Source organism: Agrobacterium sp. Ap1, assembly GCF_017313375.1.
In the GTDB taxonomy this organism is placed as follows: Bacteria; Pseudomonadota; Alphaproteobacteria; order Rhizobiales; family Rhizobiaceae; genus Neorhizobium; species Neorhizobium cellulosilyticum.
Genome location: NZ_JAFLMY010000005.1, coordinates 382,838 through 401,775, shown reverse-complemented (window position 1 = coordinate 401,775; position 18,938 = coordinate 382,838). Strand labels below are relative to the sequence as shown.

General features: G+C 58.5%; 14 protein-coding genes. 6 read left to right on the top strand and 8 right to left on the bottom strand.

The window, feature by feature from the left end:
* Positions 1-20: 20 nt before the first annotated feature.
* Positions 21-773 (bottom strand): FadR/GntR family transcriptional regulator, encoded by a 753-nt coding sequence (locus tag JZX87_RS13375; RefSeq protein ID WP_206826068.1) that lies wholly within the window; start codon positions 771-773, stop codon positions 21-23.
* Between the two features lie 172 nt (positions 774-945).
* Between JZX87_RS13375 and JZX87_RS13370 the strand changes: the two genes are divergently transcribed.
* From JZX87_RS13370 to JZX87_RS13350, 5 genes are all read left to right on the top strand, one after another.
* Positions 946-1,641, top strand: coding sequence for a DUF922 domain-containing Zn-dependent protease (locus tag JZX87_RS13370; RefSeq protein WP_353654191.1), 696 nt, complete (start codon positions 946-948; stop codon positions 1,639-1,641).
* A gap of 110 nt (positions 1,642-1,751) precedes the next feature.
* Positions 1,752-2,900 carry a M20 family metallopeptidase gene (locus JZX87_RS13365; RefSeq protein ID WP_206826066.1) on the top strand — a complete coding sequence of 383 codons (1,149 nt, stop codon included), beginning with the start codon at positions 1,752-1,754 and terminating at the stop codon, positions 2,898-2,900.
* An 80-nt stretch (positions 2,901-2,980) separates the two neighbouring features.
* Positions 2,981-4,537, top strand: coding sequence for a VOC family protein (locus JZX87_RS13360; RefSeq protein ID WP_206826065.1), 1,557 nt, complete (start codon positions 2,981-2,983; stop codon positions 4,535-4,537).
* The gene (locus JZX87_RS13355; RefSeq protein ID WP_206826133.1) at positions 4,537-5,481 is read left to right on the top strand and encodes an ROK family protein; all 945 of its coding nucleotides are present in this window, start codon (positions 4,537-4,539) and stop codon (positions 5,479-5,481) included. The genes JZX87_RS13360 and JZX87_RS13355 overlap by 1 nt, the downstream gene beginning before the upstream one ends.
* Positions 5,465-6,187 (top strand): copper homeostasis protein CutC, encoded by a 723-nt coding sequence (locus JZX87_RS13350; protein WP_206826062.1) that lies wholly within the window; start codon positions 5,465-5,467, stop codon positions 6,185-6,187. Before JZX87_RS13355 ends, JZX87_RS13350 begins: the two co-directional genes overlap by 17 nt.
* 21 nt (positions 6,188-6,208) lie before the next feature.
* Here the strand turns inward: JZX87_RS13350 and JZX87_RS13345 are convergent, their stop codons facing one another.
* A complete protein-coding gene (locus JZX87_RS13345) occupies positions 6,209-7,471 on the bottom strand; it encodes an AGE family epimerase/isomerase (RefSeq protein ID WP_206826060.1) in 1,263 nt (420 codons plus the stop codon).
* A 204-nt stretch (positions 7,472-7,675) separates the two neighbouring features.
* Here JZX87_RS13345 and metH point away from each other — a divergent pair, with 204 nt between their 5' ends.
* A complete protein-coding gene (gene metH, locus JZX87_RS13340) occupies positions 7,676-11,452 on the top strand; it encodes a methionine synthase (RefSeq protein ID WP_206826058.1) in 3,777 nt (1,258 codons plus the stop codon).
* A 171-nt stretch (positions 11,453-11,623) separates the two neighbouring features.
* Here metH and JZX87_RS13335 read toward each other — a convergent pair whose 3' ends face one another.
* From JZX87_RS13335 to JZX87_RS13310, 6 genes are all read right to left on the bottom strand, one after another.
* Entirely contained in the window at positions 11,624-12,682 is a 1,059-nt protein-coding gene (locus JZX87_RS13335) for an acyltransferase family protein (RefSeq protein WP_206826052.1), read from the bottom strand.
* Between the two features lie 316 nt (positions 12,683-12,998).
* Positions 12,999-14,348, bottom strand: coding sequence for an MFS transporter (locus JZX87_RS13330; RefSeq protein ID WP_206826050.1), 1,350 nt, complete (start codon positions 14,346-14,348; stop codon positions 12,999-13,001).
* A gap of 169 nt (positions 14,349-14,517) precedes the next feature.
* A complete protein-coding gene (locus tag JZX87_RS13325; RefSeq protein ID WP_206826048.1) occupies positions 14,518-15,579 on the bottom strand; it encodes an ABC transporter ATP-binding protein in 1,062 nt (353 codons plus the stop codon).
* 12 nt (positions 15,580-15,591) lie between these two features.
* Positions 15,592-16,383, bottom strand: a complete 792-nt coding sequence (locus JZX87_RS13320; RefSeq protein ID WP_183821455.1) for an ABC transporter permease — start codon at positions 16,381-16,383, stop codon at positions 15,592-15,594.
* An 11-nt stretch (positions 16,384-16,394) separates the two neighbouring features.
* On the bottom strand, positions 16,395-17,270 hold the full coding sequence (locus tag JZX87_RS13315) for an ABC transporter permease (RefSeq protein WP_148147582.1): 876 nt from the start codon (positions 17,268-17,270) through the stop codon (positions 16,395-16,397).
* A 65-nt stretch (positions 17,271-17,335) separates the two neighbouring features.
* On the bottom strand, positions 17,336-18,439 hold the full coding sequence (locus tag JZX87_RS13310; RefSeq protein ID WP_148147583.1) for an extracellular solute-binding protein: 1,104 nt from the start codon (positions 18,437-18,439) through the stop codon (positions 17,336-17,338).
* Positions 18,440-18,938 lie beyond the last annotated feature (499 nt).

The window sequence follows — 18,938 nt, the reverse complement described above, 5'->3', positions numbered from 1 at the left end:
GCGGAATTTATGTCAACAAGTTATCTGACATCTTCTCGCTGCGCGCGAAGAAGGTTCCTGTAGCGCAACTGGCTTCCGCGCAGATGCCGGCGCATAGCTTCACGGGCCTTTTCTTCATCTCCTTCGGAAATGGCCGTGACGATCGCATGGTGTTCGTCGACAAGCAGGTTGATATAATCCATCTGCTCTTCCGCCGTTTCGTCGCCGCGCAGGGCAGCGCGAGGGATGACGTTCTTGCCGATCATCGTCAGAAATTCGCGGAAGCGCGGATTGTTTGTCGCGTCGGCGATGGAGAGGTGAAGAGCGAAGTCGGCCTCGCTTGTCGGCTGATGCGCCTCCAGACAGGAGCGCACGGCATAATGACGCTCGAATATCACCTCTTCCTGTGCAGGCGAGCGCCGCAGAGCCGCCATTCCAGCTGATTCGACCTCAACGGCAGTCCTCAATTCAAGCAACTCGATCATCGAGGAAACGCGCGCGAGATCGATATGGCCGAGGGACAGGTTGAATGGCGGCGGTGTCGGGGTCGCCTGGAGAACGAAGACGCCGGCACCCTGGCGAGCCTCCACAAGGCGATCGGACCGCAAGGCGGCAAGGGCTTCACGCACCACTGTCCGGCTGACCCCATGCGCCAGTGTCAGTTGAGCTTCGCTTGGAAGTTTGGAGCCTGGCGGGAATTGTCCCTCGGCGATCGCCTGGCGCAGCGTGTCGCTCAATTGCGTTGCGCGCGTCTTCGGGGAGGCGATCAGATCCGTGTTGAATTCCTCGCTCATGGATGCGTTTCCTTGCTGGGAGATTATAGTTCCCGGAGTTTTCCGGGTTCGATCGCTTATTAGCTTGCTACTTTAACATGTATGACAAGTTTGCCTGTTTGTCACCCATTCGCAGAGGTGTGTTTCGAGGCTGATTTATCGCATAGGCCGCAACGGGGCGACATAAGCCGGAATGACGCGGTTCGCGGACATACCTTCCGATGACGTGTGGTGTGTTGAAAACGGTGGCGCGTCGCTCTACCACGGCAGGGAACAGATGCTGGAGTTTGCCGTGAGAAGAATGCTCGTAAGTTTTTTGGCCGGGAGTTTCCTGTTCGTTGCGCCGTCTTTGGCTGCTGCTCAATGGGCACCGGTCGAGCAGGTGAAGACGTATACGGTCAGCGGCTTCACCGGTATCGAGCTTTATTCCCAGATCGGCGAGAAGGGGCCGCTTGTCGGCGGCCAGATGCGGACGATTGCGCATACGGATTTCAAGCTGCTCTGGTCCCGCAATTACCAGCCGCAGCCGGATGGTTCATGCAAGCTGGTTTCGGCACGGCCAAGCTTGACGCTGATCTACACCCTGCCGAAGGCCGGCAAGATGCCGGGCGCCCTGAAGACGAAATGGGATACATTTGCCGAAGGCGTGCGCCGCCATGAGCGGGTGCATGGCGACATGATCGTGGAGATGGTAAGGGAGATCGAGGCGGTGAGCGTCGGGCTTACTGCAGCGGATGATCAGAAATGCCAGAAGATAAGGCAGGACCTTACCGCAAGGCTCGGCGAGATTTCGAAACGCAATCGCGAGCGGCACCGGGACTATGACAAACTGGAGATGAACAATGGCGGCAATGTCCATCAACTCATTCTCAAACTGGTGAACGAATAGAATTCATTGTTACCTAAATGGTGAACAGTCCGATCGTCGTTATGAGGCGTTGCCCGTGACGGGATCGTGGTTATAGTCCCCACGCTCGCAGAACATAGCAGGGGATTTCAATGACCAATTCCGTTTCAGCCGCCGATATTGACGACAAGGCTCTATTGCAGGAACTCGTAGCATGGGTAGAGATCGAAACGCCGTCTCATGATGCGAATGCCGTCAATCGGCTGGTCGATCGGGTGGAAGGATTGGCGAAATCCGCTTCGCTGGATGTGGAGCGCTTGCCCGGAACGCTTGGACTTGGCGATATTCTGACGGTGCGCTCGCCGCGGGCCGAAGGCAGCAATGAAAAGAGTGTGCTGGTACTGGCACATTTCGACACCGTGCATGCTCATGGGGTGATCGCCAAGCAATTGCCTTTGAAGCGGGACGGCGACAAGCTTTATGGTCCTGGCATTTACGACATGAAATCGGGAGCACTGATGGCGCTCGAAGCGTTGAAGATTGCGGTCGCCAGGGGCAGCCGCATGCCGGTCGATCTGGTCTTCGTGCCGGACGAGGAGATCGGCAGCCTGTCGTCGCGCGCCTATATGGAAAGGCTGGCAGCAAGCGCCGGTTATACGCTGGTTGTCGAGCCGGCGCGTGATGGCGGCAAGATCGTCATCGCCCGCAAGGGTGTCGCGATGTACGATGTCACCATCCGGGGACGGGCTTCGCATGCCGGCACTCGGCCCCAGGATGGACGCAGTGCAATCCGGGCCGCGGCGCGGCTTGTCCTTGACCTTGAGGCACTGAATGACGCCGAGCGCGGCATCACCGTGTCGGTCGGGACGATCCAGGGCGGCACGGGCCGCAATACCATTCCGGCGGAATGCCGGATGCAGGTCGATGTGCGCGTGCCGGACGACAAGGCCGCTGCCGAGATCACTGCCAGAATTGAGGCCATGAAGCCGGTCGATCCGGATATCACATTCGAGATCACCGGCCAGATGAACCGGCCGCCCTTTGCGCAATCCGCAGACGGCGTGAAGCTGTTCGATACCGCGGCCGAGATTGCCGCAAAGCTCGGGATTACGCTGGAAGGCGTGGTGACGGGCGGCGGCTCGGACGGCAATTTTACCGCTGCGCTCGGCGTGCCGACACTGGATGGTCTCGGTGCGGACGGGGCGGGGGCGCATACATTCGACGAGCATATTTTCGTTAGCAGCCTTGCGCCGCGCACCGCGCTGCTTGCCAACCTGATGATGTCGCTCGAACCCAAGTGAGCTGCTTAGGTGCAATCGCGCCGGAGGCCGCAATCGAAACACGATCGGGCAAAAACCCGGACACCCAAGGCTAAAAGATCATGACCAGCGGTATTCATCACCTGACGGCCATTACCCGGAAAATCCAGGACAATGTGGATTTCTACGTCGGCTTTCTGGGCCTGCGCCTCGTCAAGCGTACGGCCGGTTTCGAGGACGCGCAGCAGCTGCACCTGTTTTATGGAGACGGTGCTGCAACGCCAGGTTCGCTGGTCACGTTTCTGGCCTGGGAAGACGGTTCCCTCGGGCGCGTCGGGCATAGCGCGCCAAGCGAGATCAGCTTCGCCATCGATCGCGAAGCCATCGGTTTCTGGCTAACACGGGCGTTGCAATGCAATGTGAAGATGACCGGGCCGACACAGGAGTTCGGCGAACCGGTTCTGAGGCTGACCGATCCGGACGGGATCATCGTCAAGCTTGTCGGCGTCGATGATTATGGCGACTGGGTCTGGTGGAAGGATGGCGGCATCGCCGAAGCGGATGCCATCCGTGGTATTCGCGGAGCGACCATCCTGTCTGAAAAGGCCGATGAGACGGTCGCGTTTCTTGAGCGGCATACGGGCTTCGCTCCTGAAGCGGTCGAGGGATCGATCCGGCGGCTGGTATCCGAAAGCGGGCAGATCATCGATGTGCGCAATGCTGGCGGGTTCTGGACGGCAGCACCTGGAACCGGAACGATCGATCATGTGGCGGTGAGAGCGAAAAGCCAGCAGGCCGTCGACGATCTGCACAAGGCGCTGCAAGCCGAGAATGCAGGTGATATCAATGTGCATGACCGGCATTATTTCTACTCCCTCTATGTGCGCGAGCCGGGCGGCACGCTGATCGAGGTTGCGACAGACGATCCGGGCTTTACGGCGGATGAGACGGTCGAGGCGCTCGGGACGGGATTTTTCATCCCCAAACACTACAAGGCGGATCACGAGGCGTTGAAGGTGATGCTGCCGCAATTCGGCCTGCCGGGCGAGGAGCGGGTGATCTATCGCGACCTGCCTTTCGTGCATCGCATCCATATGCCGGAAGATTGGGATGGCTCGACACTGGTTCTGCTTCACGGCAGCGGGGCGAACGAGACGGCGATGCTGCCGCTCGGCCGCAAGGTCGCGCCGAATGCCATGCTGATCGGCCTGCGCGGTCGTTCGACGGATGAAGGGTCTCCGCGTTTCTTCCGCAGGTTTGACCAGACGACATTCGACCAGAAAGAGATCGCATCCGAGGTCGAGGCCTTTGTCGCCTTCATCGAGGATATCGGGCCGGCCTATGGTGTAGATCCGGAGCGGCTGACCTTCCTTGGCTACTCCAATGGCGGCAACATGCTCGGCGCGACGATGCAGCTTCGGCCGGATGCGATCCGAAAGGCGGTGCTGTTGCGCTCCATGAACGTGCTGGAAGAACGGCCGGTGGTCGATCTGTCAGCGGTACAGGTTCTCTCGCTCAGCGCCATCGATGATTTCTACGGTCCGCTTGCGGGTGAACTGGAGGACAGGCTGAAAGCTGCCGGTGCGCAGCTGACGGCGAAGGTGCTTGATACCAATCATGGACTTGGAGCGGAAGACGAGGTGATCGTTCGCGACTGGCTGCAGGAACGGACTGCGTGATGCAGAGCGCAGCGGTGCTCTGTGCCGATATCGGCGGATCGTTCATCAAGTTCGGCCTCTCCCGCAAGCCGGGAGAGGTGGAGGAGCTTGCGCGCGTGCCTGTGCCGAAATCTGATTGGCGCGAGCTTGCCGAGGCCCTGCGAAGTCTGGCGAATGATGCGGATGCAAGCGGCGTCTTGCCGCTCGGCTTGTCAACTGCAGGGCTTGTCGATCCGGTTACGGGCAAGGGGCTTTCGGCGAATATCCCGTGCCTGACGGGCCTGCCGATTGCCGAGGCGATTTCTCAAGCGACCGGGCGTTCGGTCTTTGCTGCCAATGATGCCGACTGCCTGACGCTGGCTGAGGCGAATGACGGTGTCGGGAGCGGTCATTCTGTCGTGTTCTGCATCATCATCGGCACGGGGATCGGCGGCGGGATTGCCGTCGATGGTCGTATTTTGCGTGGTGCCGGCGGCGTGACCGGCGAATGGGGTCATGGGCCGGCGCTGAATACGAGCGTCGAGATCGGCGGTCGGCTGGTTCACGTTCCGCGGTTTTCCTGCGGCTGCGGACGATCCGGCTGCGTCGATACGATCGGCGGCGCGCGGGGGATCGAGAAATTGCACACGCTGTTTCATGCAGAAGAGCGCAGCAGCCATCGGATCATCGAGGACTGGCAGGCAGGAGAAACCAAGGCCGGCGAAACGATCGAGGCCTATCTGCAGCTTGTTGCCGATCCGCTGGCGGTCGCGATCAATACGGTCGGGCCGTCGATCGTGCGGGTTGGCGGCGGGCTTGCCTCGGCCGGGGCATTGATTGCGGCGCTGGACGAGGCTGTTCGGGCCCGCATCCTGAACCGGTTGGATCTGCCACTGCTGGTGCCGGCGATCCGCCGCGAGGATGGCGGGCTTATCGGTGCAGCCGTGCTGGCACGCCAGGGAGTGGCCGATGCCCGTGCTGCTTGAAGTCTGTGTCGACAGTGCTGAAGGGCTGGAAGCCGCCGTTGCCGGTGGCGCGCAGCGGATCGAACTCTGCTCGGCACTAGATGTCGGCGGACTTACGCCGTCGAAAGGATTGATGGCGCTGGCTGCGAAAATGCCGGTGCCGGTCTATGCGATGATCCGGCCGAGGGCAGGGGATTTTATCTTCGATGCCGCCTCGCGGGATGTGATGCTGGCGGATATCGATACTGCGCGGAATAGCGGGCTCACGGGCGTCGTGCTTGGAGCAAGCCTTTCCGATGGTCGGCTGGATGTGGATCTGCTGACTTTGCTTGCGGAGCGGTCGCGCGGCATGGGTCGGACGCTGCATCGTGCCTTCGATCTGGTGCCGGATGCGGATGAGGCGCTGGAGCAGGTAATCGTCCTCGGCTTCGAGCGCATTCTAACTTCAGGGCTGGCGGTGCGAGCGCCGGACGGCATGGCCTTGCTTCGCCGCCTTTCCGATCGGTCGGCCGGGCGAGTTGCGATCATGGCCGGGAGCGGGATTACGCCTGCCAATGTGGCGCATATCGTTGCTGGAACCGGTGTTGCGGAGGTTCATGCTTCGTGTCGCCTGCCGGTGACTTTTGTCGATGGGGCGCTTGTCGACTTCGGTTTTGTGGCCCGGCAGCAATACCGGACCAGCTCGGTGGTGGTGGGAGAGATGCGCGAGACGCTGGCGGCGCTTTGAGCGCGCGCCGCCAGAAACTGTTTAAACAGAAATACCGCCGCTCGTTTCGCCGATCATCTTCGTCAGGCTGCCGTCTGCCGGATAGAGCGGGATGAGGCAGGCCTGGAAGGCGTGGTAGATATCGCCCTTGCCGGGGAAGAGTGTATGAGCCGGGACGAGATCTTCCGTCAGCTCCTCGTGCCAGCCGCCGTTTTTGTGGTCGATGAAGCGGTTTGCAATGGTGCTCCAGATCAGGCGATAGCTGTCCTCGAAGAAGGGATCGTGTGGCAGATGCTGGTTGATGAAGTGAGCGGCACCTGCAGCCTCGCACATCGGCCACCAGAGCTTGTTGGTCTTGGCCGGCTTGTTATCCCAGTCGAGTGTGTAGAAGAAACCGCCCTTTTGCTTGTCCCACCCCAGTGACATTGCCTGAATGAAAAGGTTCTTGGCTGCATCCGGCATCCAGGCGTGTTTCTTATCTCCGAGGGCCCAGAGCTGCAGTGTGAGGCGTGCCCACTCCAGCGCGTGGCCGGGTGTTGTGCCGGCAGGGCGGAACATTTCGTCCGGGTGATAATAATCCTTGTTGAGTGTCCAGTTCGTGTCGAAATGTTCACCGACGCGGAAGCCGGTCGCACCGGCAAGGCGGCGGATGATCAGGTCGGCGATACTCTCCGCCTTGTCGAGATAATGCTGTTCGCCGGTGGCCTCATAGGCTGCCATCAGCGCTTCGGTGAGGTGCATGTTGGAATTCTGGCCGCGATAGGTGCCGCCGTCGATCGGCCCCCAGTCTGCGGTGAATTCCTCGGCTATGGCGCCATGCTGCTTTTCCCAGAAGCGGGTTTCGAGCACTTCGGTAATATCCGCCAGCATCTTGTCGGCGAGAGGGTGCCCAACAACCTTGGCGGAGGAGGCGGCAAGCAGGACGAAGGCGTGGCCGTAACCTTGCTTGTTGGTGTCGGCGGGGCCGTCATCGTTCATGGACCAGACGTAACCACCGTTTTTCTGATCCCGGTGGCCGTTCCAGAGAAAATTCATGCCGTGGTCGATCAGGTCGCCGGCACCCGGGCGCCCGAGCATGTAGGCGATCGAATAGCAGTGGACCATGCGCGCCGAAGCGTGGATGCCGCGGATTGCATTGGCGTTTGGAAGCGGGCGGCCTTCGTCGTCCAGATCGTAGAAGCCGCCCTTGGGGTTGATGGCACGATACTGGAAGAAGTCCATCAGGCCCTCTGCCTGATCGAGCAGCCAGCGGCGATGATAGGTTAGATCGCTCCAGAATTTCGACGTCTGACCTGTATCGCTCATGCTTCTTCTCCCTTGTGCCTCAACACTTTACTTAAAGGCTATAGTCATTGCGGCCATAGCTGTCATCGGCGAATCTGGCATAAATCGGACCGTTGGCCGTTGCGACAAATCCGACAGCGATTGCGACGTATGTGCTGGACTTCACATAAAGGTATCTTTATATGATTATGGATATTGCCTTGATCTCTATCAGGAGTGTCTGCCTTGTTCGATGAACTGTTCGGTCCCGAAGGTGCTCGCCGTAATGGCGCAGAAATTCTGGAAGCTCTCAAAAAAGCCGCCAGTGAGCGCATTCTCGTGATCGACGGTGCCATGGGTACGCAGATCCAGGGGCTGGGTTACAACGAGGATCATTTTCGTGGTGAGCGCTTTATCGGCTGCGCCTGCCATCAGCAGGGCAATAACGACCTTCTGATCCTGACGCAGCCGCAGGCGATTGAGGACATCCACTATCGTTATGCGATGGCTGGTGCCGATATTCTCGAAACCAACACGTTTTCGTCTACACGTATTGCGCAGGCGGATTACGAAATGGAAGGCGCGGTTTATGACATGAACCGCGACGGTGCGCGACTCGCCCGCCGTGCTGCAATCCGCGCCGAAAAAGAAGACGGTCGTCGCCGTTTCGTCGCAGGCGCTATAGGCCCGACCAACCGCACCGCTTCGATTTCGCCCGACGTCAACAATCCCGGTTATCGCGCCGTGTCCTTCGATGATTTGCGTATCGCCTATGGCGAGCAGATCGACGGACTGATCGATGGTGGTGCCGACATCATTTTGATCGAGACGATCTTCGATACGCTGAACGCCAAGGCTGCGATCTTTGCCTGCGAAGAGCGTTTCGAGGCGAAGGACGTGCATCTGCCGGTGATGATCTCCGGCACGATCACCGACCTTTCCGGCCGCACGCTGTCGGGGCAGACGCCTTCCGCCTTCTGGAACTCGGTCAACCATGCCAATCCATTCACCATCGGTCTGAACTGCGCGCTCGGCGCCGACGCGATGCGGCCGCATCTGCAGGAACTATCTGCCGTTTCCGACACGTTCATCTGCGCCTACCCGAATGCCGGCCTTCCGAACGAATTCGGCCAATATGACGAAACGCCGGAGATGATGGCGCGCCAGGTGGAGGGATTTGCACGCGAAGGCCTCGTCAATGTGGTCGGCGGCTGCTGCGGCTCGACGCCGGACCATATTCGCGCAATTGCGGAAGCCGTGGCCAAATATCCGCCGCGGACGCTTCCCGAACATGTGCCGTTCATGTCGCTGTCGGGGCTCGAGCCTTTCGTGCTGACCAAGGACATTCCCTTCGTCAACGTGGGCGAGCGCACCAACGTCACCGGCTCGGCGAAATTCCGCAAGTTGATCACCAATGCCGATTATACGGCGGCATTGGCTGTCGCGCGCGATCAGGTTGAAAACGGTGCGCAGGTCATCGACATCAATATGGATGAAGGCCTGATCGATAGCGAAAAGGCGATGGTCGAATTCATCAACCTGATTGCCGCAGAGCCGGATATCGCCCGTGTGCCGGTGATGATCGACTCGTCTAAATTCGAGATTATCGAGGCTGGCCTTAAATGCGTGCAGGGCAAGGCGATCGTCAACTCGATCTCGCTGAAGGAAGGCGAGGAGAAGTTCCTGGCGCATGCCAAAATCGTGCGCAACTACGGTGCTGCCGTCGTCGTCATGGCCTTCGACGAAACGGGGCAGGCCGACAGCTATGAGCGCAAGGTTGAGATCTGCACTCGCGCATACAAGATCCTGACCGAACAGGCGGGTTTCCCACCGGAAGACATCATTTTCGACCCGAACGTGTTTGCCGTCGCGACGGGTATCGAGGAGCACAACAATTACGGCGTCGACTTTATCGAGGCGACGCGGACTATCCGCGAAAGAATGCCGCTCGTGCATATTTCGGGCGGTGTCTCCAACCTGTCCTTCTCCTTCCGCGGCAACGAGCCGGTACGTGAGGCGATGCATGCCGTGTTCCTCTACCATGCCATTCAGGCAGGGATGGACATGGGCATCGTCAATGCCGGCCAGCTGGCGATTTACGAGAATATCGATCCGGAACTGCGCGAGGCCTGCGAGGACGTCGTACTGAACCGCCGTGCCGATGGCACCGAGCGGCTGCTTGAGGTCGCAGAGCGGTTCCGTGGCGGACCGGGCAAGGAAGCCAAGGTTCAGGATCTCGCCTGGCGCGAAAAGCCGGTCGAAGAGCGTCTGTCGCATGCTCTCGTGAACGGCATCACCGACTATATCGAGGCAGATACGGAAGAGGCCCGGCAAAAGGCAGAGCGTCCGCTGCATGTCATCGAAGGCCCATTGATGGCCGGTATGAACGTGGTTGGCGACCTGTTCGGTTCGGGCAAGATGTTCCTGCCGCAGGTGGTGAAATCGGCCCGCGTCATGAAGCAGGCGGTGGCCGTGCTGCTCCCGTACATGGAAGAAGAGAAACGCCTGAATGGCGGCGACGAGCGCAAGTTGGCCGGCAAGGTGCTGATGGCGACCGTCAAGGGTGACGTACATGACATCGGCAAGAACATCGTCGGCGTCGTGCTTGCCTGCAACAATTACGAGATCATCGATCTTGGCGTAATGGTGCCGGCGACGAAAATCCTCGAGACGGCCGTGGCCGAGAAGGTCGATATCATCGGGCTTTCCGGTCTGATCACGCCGTCGCTCGACGAGATGGTTCATGTGGCGGCTGAAATGGAGCGACAGGGATTTGATGTTCCGCTTCTGATCGGCGGGGCTACGACCAGCCGTGTGCATACGGCGGTAAAGATCCATCCGCGTTACGAAAAGGGGCAGGCGATCTATGTGACCGATGCCAGCCGTGCGGTGGGTGTTGTATCGGCATTGCTGTCGGAAGAGCAGAAGCCGGCCTATGTCGAGGGCATCCGTGGCGAATATGCGAAAGTTGCCGAGGCGCATGCCCGCAATGAACGCGAGAAATTGCGCCTGCCGATTGCCCGTGCCCGTGCCAATGCGGAGAAGGTGGATTGGGCCGCCTATGAGCCTGTTAAGCCGCAGTTCACCGGCACGAAAGTGTTCGAGACCTATGATCTTGAGGAACTGGCCCAATATATCGATTGGACGCCATTCTTCCAGACATGGGAGCTGAAGGGTCGTTATCCGGCGATCCTCGAGGACGAGAAGCAGGGCGAGGCAGCGCGTCAGCTGTGGAGCGATGCCCAAGCGATGCTGAAGAAGATCATCGCGGAAAAGTGGTTCCGTCCGCGGGCGGTTATCGGCTTCTGGCCGGCAAATTCGATCGGCGACGATATTCGCCTGTTTACCGACGAAAAACGCTCCGAGGACCTTGGTACTTTCTTTACCCTGCGCCAGCAGCTTTCGAAACGCGACGGGCGGCCGAATGTGGCACTGTCGGATTTCGTGGCCCCGGTCGATAGCGGAAAGGCAGATTATGTCGGCGGGTTCGTCGTCACGGCGGGTATAGAGGAAGTGGCGATCGCGGAGCGGTTCGAGCGGGCAAATGACGATTATTCCTCGATCCTGGTCAAGGCGCTGGCAGACCGTTTCGCGGAGGCGTTTGCCGAACGCATGCACCAACGCGTCCGCAAGGAATTCTGGGGTTATGCCTCAGATGAGACATTCAGTAACGATGAGCTGATTCACGAGGAATATGCGGGCATTCGTCCCGCACCCGGTTATCCGGCCCAGCCGGATCACACTGAAAAGGCTACCTTGTTCTCGTTGCTCGATGCGACGAATGCGACCGGTGTTGAGCTTACTGAAAGCTATGCCATGTGGCCGGGTTCGTCGGTCTCGGGTATCTATATCGGCCATCCTGCCAGCTACTATTTTGGTGTCGCAAAGGTCGAGCGCGATCAGGTGGAAGATTATGCGTCGCGCAAGGGGATGGCGATTGAAGAGGTAGAGCGCTGGCTGGGGCCGGTCTTGAACTATGTGCCCGGCGGTGCGGCTGCGGAAGCTGTTGAGGACGCCGCTTAACGGTTGAACAAGAAAGCGATTTGTCGGGAGGGCTAGATGAGCCTTCCGACATCTCATGTCGATTGATCGGCCAAATATGTTCCGTCAGCCATAGCAGGCACGGTCGGTGCTGGTGTGGGATATCGTGGGCACGTCTGCCGTTGTGGCTTTCTGCGCGCGGCTCATAAGCTTTCAGGCAGGGCTTTTTACTGTTGGCGCGTTTGCGCGCCTGAGCGCGGCCATGACGGGCAATTCGATCCTGATTGTGACCAAGTAGCAGATCGCTATTATGATGGGGGCCAGGATTGCCGCTTCCAGCAGGCCTCCCTGCGATTTTGTTATCATGACGAAAATACCGTTCAACCAGCAGAACAGTGGGTAGTGCAGAGTGTAGATCGGATACGAAAGTGTTCCGCTGAACGTGGCAGCTGCTTTCAGTCTTGACGGCAGCTGCTGTTTGGCGCCGAGGACGACAAGTATCGGTGATACGATAATCGTCCAGATCGTCGCATACCGACCCATCGGTATCGGCAGGATGACCAAAAGTGCAGTCATCAAAAGAAGCGCGACGAATAGTCTGCGACCCAAAACGCCAGGGTCCCAATCTTTGGTCAACAGATTGGCGGCCAGAATGCCGACGAAGAACGAGCATATTACCCGCGGGAAACCCAGCCAGAAATTCGCAGTCGTATCACCACCAAAGCCATAATAAAGGCAGGCGCCAGAAAGAGGAATTAGGATGGCGCAGGTGATCAGATAGAACCTTCGAGGGAGGGTGATCAGGAGGGCCGCCCAGGCTATATTCACGAAAATCTCGAAAAACAGCGAGAATTGTGGTCCATTCAAAGGGAATACCTGAGGGCCACCGATGGAGACGGGCGCATCCATATAGGGCACGGAAATCAACGACAAACTGGCTGCTTCCAGGACCATGGAGATGGTTGGGGCGTCAGATGACAAAAATCCCTTTGCGACGAGATAGCTGGCACTCACGAATGTCGCGAGCATGATCATTGGCCAAAGTCTCAGCACCCTCACTCGCAGAAATGGCAATAAGTCGGAGGAGGAGCCTATTTTGTGCTGGTACGCCACGACCATTACGAAGCCGCTGAGGCAGAAGAAGAAATCGACGGCTATACCGGCATTGGGAAGCAGCCAGGGTATGTTCAGCCAATGTGCTAAATGAAATAAAAGAACGCCAGTGGCGGCCATGAAACGCAATGCATCCAAGACTTCATAATGATTTCTCATGGAATTCTCGCGTCTTGCGGTGGTGCTTTTGTATTTTTATTTTATATTTCTATATTATTTTCGCGGTCAATTTAGATGAAGTATATTTTGAATTTTTTCTGTTGATAATATTCACTGCAGGATGAGCGACCAGAACTTCGTATCTTCCAATGAAGCTGGACGTTATCTGAGCCAGTCATAGTCCAGCCGCGGCCTCTCTTGAGGACGGCGGTGCAGTCGTCTTTTCTGCCAGGCTTGGTTTCCGATGATCACATAGAAAAAGCCGGAAAGTTTTATTTTCCGGCTTTTCCTTTTCATATCGCATTCAGTTTTGCGGTCAGGCTTTAGCCAACCGCGCTGTCAGTTCCTCGATGCCGGCTTCGGACTCGACCTTGTCGCCGTGCAGCATAAGGTAAATGCCGATACCGACCGTCAATGCCGCGATGAAGAGCAAGTACCAGGCATGCGCCATAGGGTTGATGGCAAGCGCGGTGGTAACGCCAATCGGGGTGAGACCGCCGAATATGGCGTAGGAGACGTTGTAGGAGAAGGACAGGCCTGTGAAACGGACGCGGGCCGGGAAAGCACGAACCATAACATAGGGCACTGCGCCAACCAGGCCTACCGCCAGACCCATGACCGCATAAAGCGCGAACATGAGGGTGATCGACGTTGCCGCGAAGCTGTAGAAGGCCCACGTGGCTGCTCCAAAGACGACACCGGCGATCGTGAAGAAACGCCCCGAACCAACGCGATCGACAATGCTGCCGGCCGCTGAGGTGGCGAAGATCAGGAATAGCGTGCCGAAGCTGGTGGCGGCAAGCGACTGCTGCGCTGTGTAGCCATAGATTTTCTGCAGCAAGGTTGCTGTCATCAGGGTCGTGACGACGATTGCTGCCGACAGGATCCAGGTGAGCAGCATGGAGATGACGACGCCGCGCAGATGGTCGCGCAGGACCGTCTTCAGCGGCAGTTCCGGAGCAAGCGCACGGCTGGCCTTCATCTCGGCGAAGATCGGCGTTTCCTGCAGCCAGCGACGCATCCAGACAGAGAGGAGGCCGAAGATGCCGCCGATGAAAAACGGAATGCGCCATGCGCCATCGGCGATCGCTTCCGGCGTGAAGACCGTGTTGATTACGGTTGCAATGGACGAGCCAAGCAGAATGCCGAATGAGAGACCTGATGTCAGAAAGCCGCAGGCAAAGCCGACACGGCGGAAGGGGACGTGTTCGGCCACGAAGGTCCATGCACCTGGAACCTCGCCGCCGATGGCTGCACCCTGCAGGATGCGCATCAACACGAGAAGGATGGGGGCGAGGACGCCGATCGTCGCATAGGTCGGCATGACAGCCATGCCGAGCGTCGACAGCGCCATCAAGAGGATCGAAAAGGCAAAGACCTTTTTGCGGCCGAACATGTCACCGAAATGGGCAAGCACGATGCCGCCGAGCGGGCGAATGAGATAACCGGCTGCGAAAATACCGAACGTCTGGATCAGCACCAGCCATTCCGGCATGTCCGGCGGAAAGAACAGTTTGCCGATCACCGTCGCGAAAAAGACGAAGATGATGAAATCATAGAATTCCAGGGCGCCGCCGAGCGCCGCGAGGCCGAGGGTTCTGAAATCCTGAGAGGTAAGACGGCGCGGTGCGGCTCTCGAAGGAGCCGATGAGGTAATCGAAGACATTGTATTCAACTGAAGGTACGGGGTGGGCTCCCGCTCAGGGAGATAGCGCAAACCGGAATGCGGCATGGGAGGCCGCATATCAAGGTTCAAAGGCCGTTTTTCCGGTTATTCCACTGGTATGGCGATGCAGTTTGGCAACAGGACTGATGCCGCCAACGAGCGCCGTTGATCAGTCCTTGATCAATAACAGGTCGCTTGCCGCAAAGCGCAGGGTGACGGTTTCGCCCGGCTGCGGAAGGACCTTGTCCGGGGCGTTGAACATGTCGAAGGAAATCTGGTTGCCCCCGACGCCGAATTTCGTGCGAACGACCGAACCGAGGAAGTGAGACGAGACGACTGTTCCTGTGAGGGCGGTATCGCCTTTGGCGCTTTCTGCCAACGAACCCGCTTCCGGCCGCAGGGCGACGGAGACTTTTTCTCCAGATTTCAGAGCGCCGATAGGCTCGCGTAGAGTGATGATGTTTTCGCCGATACGGATCGTATTGGCGGCCGGGTCGGCTACTGCCGCGTCGATGATATTGAGCGTGCCGACGAATGAGGCGACGAAACGTGTGGCGGGGCGATTGTAGATATCCGATGGCGTGCCGATCTGATCGGCACGGCCGGCATTCATGACGACGATACGATCGGATATGGACAATGCCTCTTCCTGATCGTGCGTGACGAAGACGGTGGTGATGCCAAGCTGGCGCTGAATCTGGCGGATCTCCTCGCGCAGCGATACGCGGATTTTTGCGTCAAGCGCAGAAAGCGGTTCGTCGAGCAGCAAAACCTGGGGTTTGGGAGCCAGCGCCCGCGCAAGGGCCACGCGTTGCTGCTGGCCTCCAGACATCTGGTAGGGGTAGCGGTCGGCAAGGTGCTCAAGGTGGATGAGCTTCAGCATCTCCTTCACCCGCGCCTCTATCTCAGCCTTCGGCTGGCCTGCGACCTTGAGGCCGAAGGCGACGTTGTCGAAAACATTCATGTTGGGGAAGAGCGCGTAAGCCTGGAAAACCATGCCGATATTGCGCTGGCTGGTTTTCAGGCCCGACTGGTTCTTGCCGTTGATGGTTATCGTGCCGTCACTCGGGGTTTCGAAACCGGCGATCATTCTGAGGATCGTCGTTTTGCCGCAGCCGGACGGGCCGAGAAAGGAGATGAATTCTCCCTTGTCGATCGACATGTTGAAATCCTTGACGACCTGGGTCTGGCCGAAACTCTTCTTGAGACTGTCGAGGACGAGGAAGGACATGGGCGGAATTCCTTAGGCGCGGCGGGCCGGCGCCATCTTGCTGATACGGGAGACGAGTTGAATGAGGCCCATGGAAAGCCAGGTCATGGCGAAGGCGATGACGGCGAGCGCGGACGGCTCGTAAGCCTTGTTGGCGCCGACGAGCTGCAGATATGGACCGAAGGCCGGGCGATTGAGGAGAGCTGCCATGGTGAACTCGCCCATGACGATCGCAAACGTGATGAATGCGCCCGACAGGACACCCGACATGACATTCGGGAAAATGCAGCGGAACAATATGGTTGGCCATTTTGCGCCGAGAATTTCGGCGGCCTCGGTCAGGGTGCGCACGTCGATCGTGCGCATCGCGGTGTCGACCGAGCGATACATGTAGGGCAGCGACAGGGTGATGTAGGACATTACAAGAAGCACGTTGGTGCCGAATGTCGACCCGGTGAACGGGATGTAGGACGAGGAATTGTAGAGGCGCAAGTAACCGAAGACGATGACGATCGCCGGAATGACGAGAGGCATGAGGGTGACAAACTCGACCACCGGGCGCATCTGCGGCAAGCGAAGACGGACCCAATAGGCCGTCGGTACAACAAGCAGCATGCCGAAGGCTATGGTGAACAGCGCCATCAGAATGGAAAAGCCGAAGGTCTGCTGAAACTGGACATCGGAAAAGACCGATCCATAGGCGTCGAAGGAATATTCACCGCGACGCATGCGCAACGAGAATTCAAATGTACCGAGCAGCGGAACGAAAAAGTAGATCACCCCGATAGCGATAGCGAGCCAGGCGAAGAATTTCGTCATCTTCATCTCTGTCGCCCTCACTTCTGCCAGCGTTCGGCGCGCATGCGCAGCCAGATATAGAGAATGTTCGACAGGCCGGTGATGACGATCATGCCAAGCGCCAGCGCATAACCCAGGTTCGGGTTATGCAACACGTCGCCGCGGATCTGCGCATAAAGAAGGATCGGCACGATATTGAGAGAGGAGCCGGTCAATGCATAGGCGGTGGCAATGGCACCGAAAGCATTGGCGAAGAGAAGCAGGCTGGTGCCGAGCAGGCTTGGCCAGAGGATCGGGAAGGCGACCATCCGCCAGTATTGCCAGGTGGACGCGCCGAGAATTTCGGAGGCCTCGCGCCACTCCTTCTTCAGGCCGTCGAGAGCCGGGGTCAGGATCAGAACCATCAGCGGGATCTGGAAGAACATGTAGGTGACGGTCAAACCGACGAAGGACAGGAGATTGAATCCGGTCGAATACAGATTGAAGCCGAACCAGTCGCGCAGGAATACCGTGACGAGGCCGGTGCGGCCGAGCGTCGCAATGAAGGCAAAAGCAAGCGGCACGCCGGCAAAATTCGAGGCGACGCCGGAAAATGTCAAAAGGCCGGAGCGAATCCAGGAGGGTAGGCCGCCGAGCACGATTGCCCAGGCGAGGAAAAAGCCGATCAGCGCGCCGCCGAGCGAAGAGGCAAACGAGACCTTGATCGAAATCCAGTAGGCCGAGAGAATTGTCGGCGTGAAAAGGTCAGCGATATTCTTGAAGGTGAACTGACCGTCCGGCGTAAAAAAAGCTCCCATCACGAGATAAAGCGTCGGAACGATCAGAAACATCAGCGCGAAAATCATGAACGGCGCGATGCCGAGCCAATCGATGACTGTGCGTCTGTCGATGAAGGACGATGATGCCGTTGTCATGAAATAGCGCTTCTGTGGGAGACGAAAGAAAGCCTCCCCGCCGACAGACGGGGAGGCGAGATGCATTACTGAACGTTGGCGCCGACGACCGAATCCCACTTGGTGGTGATGGCGGTCTTGCCTGCGGCCTGTTCGTCGAGAGTCGGGAACTTGGCCTTCTCGTAAGCTGCTGCCGGCGGCAGTGCGTCGAGCATTTCCTTCGGAATCTTGTTGTTTTTGGCAAGATCGTTGAAGCGGATCGGGTGGCAATATCCCTTCAGATAACCGAGCTGGCCTTCGTCGGAATAGATATATTCCATCCACAGCTTGGCAGCGTTCGGGTGCGGTGCGAAGGCCGAGATTGCCTGGACGTATACGCCGGCGACAACACCGGTCTCCGGAACGACGACTTCGAGCGGCGGGTTGCCCTTCAGCGTGTCGCGCCAGGAGAGGCCGTTATAGTCCCAGGCGATGACGATCGGGGTGGAGCCCTGAGCGAGCGAGGCGGACTTGCCGATGACAGGCACGAAATTGCCAGCCTTGTTGATCTCCGAGAACAGCTTCAGGCCGGCTTCGCCAGCCTTGGTGGCATCGGTTTCACCGCCGGCAAGACCGGCTGCGTAGACGGCCTGTACGGCCTGGTTGGAGCCGCGCGGGTCACCTGCGAGCGCAACCGAATTTGCATAGTCGGACTTGGTGAGGTCCTTCCAGTCCTTCGGGACTTCCTTGACGATGTCGGTGTTCACGACGAAGGAGAGAACGCCGTAATAATCGCCATACCAGTGGCCGTCGGCATCCTTTGCGTCAGCCGGGATCGAATCCCAGGTGGAGACCTTGTAGGGCTGGATCAGGCCTTCGGCCTTGGAAGAGGGGCCGAAGGAGAGGCCGACGTCGATGACATCAGGCGCCTGCGGACCGGTATTGCCCTTGTTGGCCTTGATCGCTTCGATTTCGTCGCCAGAGCTTGCGTCCGGGTTCAGTTCGTTGACTTCGATGCCGTACTTCTTCTTGAAGCCGGCAATGATGTCACCGTAACCGCACCAGCTGTGGGGTAGCGCAATGGTCGTCAGCGAACCTTCCTTCTTGGCAGCTGCGATCAGTTCGGCGCTCGGCTCGGCAAAAGCGAAGCTTGTGGATGCGACGACTGCGGCGGTCGTCAGCGAAAGCAGGCGATGAGCGTTCTTGAGCACGGATGTCCTCCTGAGGTTTGATCGTGTCGGCGGCAACTCGTAGTGCGGTATCGTGAACTGTATGTGACAGTCGATTGCCGGATCATCAGGCCATAAGCTCCAGCTTTCAAAGCATTTTTTTCGCGATCGTCAAAAACGGCGGGGCTGCGGCTGTGGATAACCGGGTCGGGACGTCGTGGATGGAACACGTAAGGCGCAATTTGGCCAGATGCAGGATGAAGTTCCATTTGACGACAACTTGAAAGTGAAGAATGCTTGCATCAATCTTTCGTTTACGGTGTCCGGTCGTCCTCTGAATGGCCGCGTCTGCCTCGTGATTTCGGAGGATGATGCATTTCAACAGATCGGTCGAGGGATCGCGACTGGTCTGAAACACGGTAGGGCCATCTGGCAATAACCGAACAAGATCCTCCTGGGAGTCGTCAAAGCTGTGCGGTCCGGACACCGAAATATCGGGTCTTGACGGTCTATGGGCATATCCGGCCGCTGGGGCAGGAGC

Bases quoted from the DNA above. Each gene is read 5' to 3' on its own strand.
- JZX87_RS13375 (WP_206826068.1), bottom strand. From the start codon at position 773: ATGAGCGAGGAATTCAACACGGATCTGATCGCCTCCCCGAAGACGCGC.
- JZX87_RS13370 (WP_353654191.1), top strand. From the start codon at position 946: ATGACGCGGTTCGCGGACATACCTTCCGATGACGTGTGGTGTGTTGAA.
- JZX87_RS13365 (WP_206826066.1), top strand. From the start codon at position 1,752: ATGACCAATTCCGTTTCAGCCGCCGATATTGACGACAAGGCTCTATTG.
- JZX87_RS13360 (WP_206826065.1), top strand. From the start codon at position 2,981: ATGACCAGCGGTATTCATCACCTGACGGCCATTACCCGGAAAATCCAG.
- JZX87_RS13355 (WP_206826133.1), top strand. From the start codon at position 4,537: ATGCAGAGCGCAGCGGTGCTCTGTGCCGATATCGGCGGATCGTTCATC.
- JZX87_RS13350 (WP_206826062.1), top strand. From the start codon at position 5,465: ATGCCCGTGCTGCTTGAAGTCTGTGTCGACAGTGCTGAAGGGCTGGAA.
- JZX87_RS13345 (WP_206826060.1), bottom strand. From the start codon at position 7,471: ATGAGCGATACAGGTCAGACGTCGAAATTCTGGAGCGATCTAACCTAT.
- JZX87_RS13335 (WP_206826052.1), bottom strand. From the start codon at position 12,682: ATGAGAAATCATTATGAAGTCTTGGATGCATTGCGTTTCATGGCCGCC.
- JZX87_RS13330 (WP_206826050.1), bottom strand. From the start codon at position 14,348: ATGTCTTCGATTACCTCATCGGCTCCTTCGAGAGCCGCACCGCGCCGT.
- JZX87_RS13325 (WP_206826048.1), bottom strand. From the start codon at position 15,579: ATGTCCTTCCTCGTCCTCGACAGTCTCAAGAAGAGTTTCGGCCAGACC.
- JZX87_RS13320 (WP_183821455.1), bottom strand. From the start codon at position 16,383: ATGAAGATGACGAAATTCTTCGCCTGGCTCGCTATCGCTATCGGGGTG.
- JZX87_RS13315 (WP_148147582.1), bottom strand. From the start codon at position 17,270: ATGACAACGGCATCATCGTCCTTCATCGACAGACGCACAGTCATCGAT.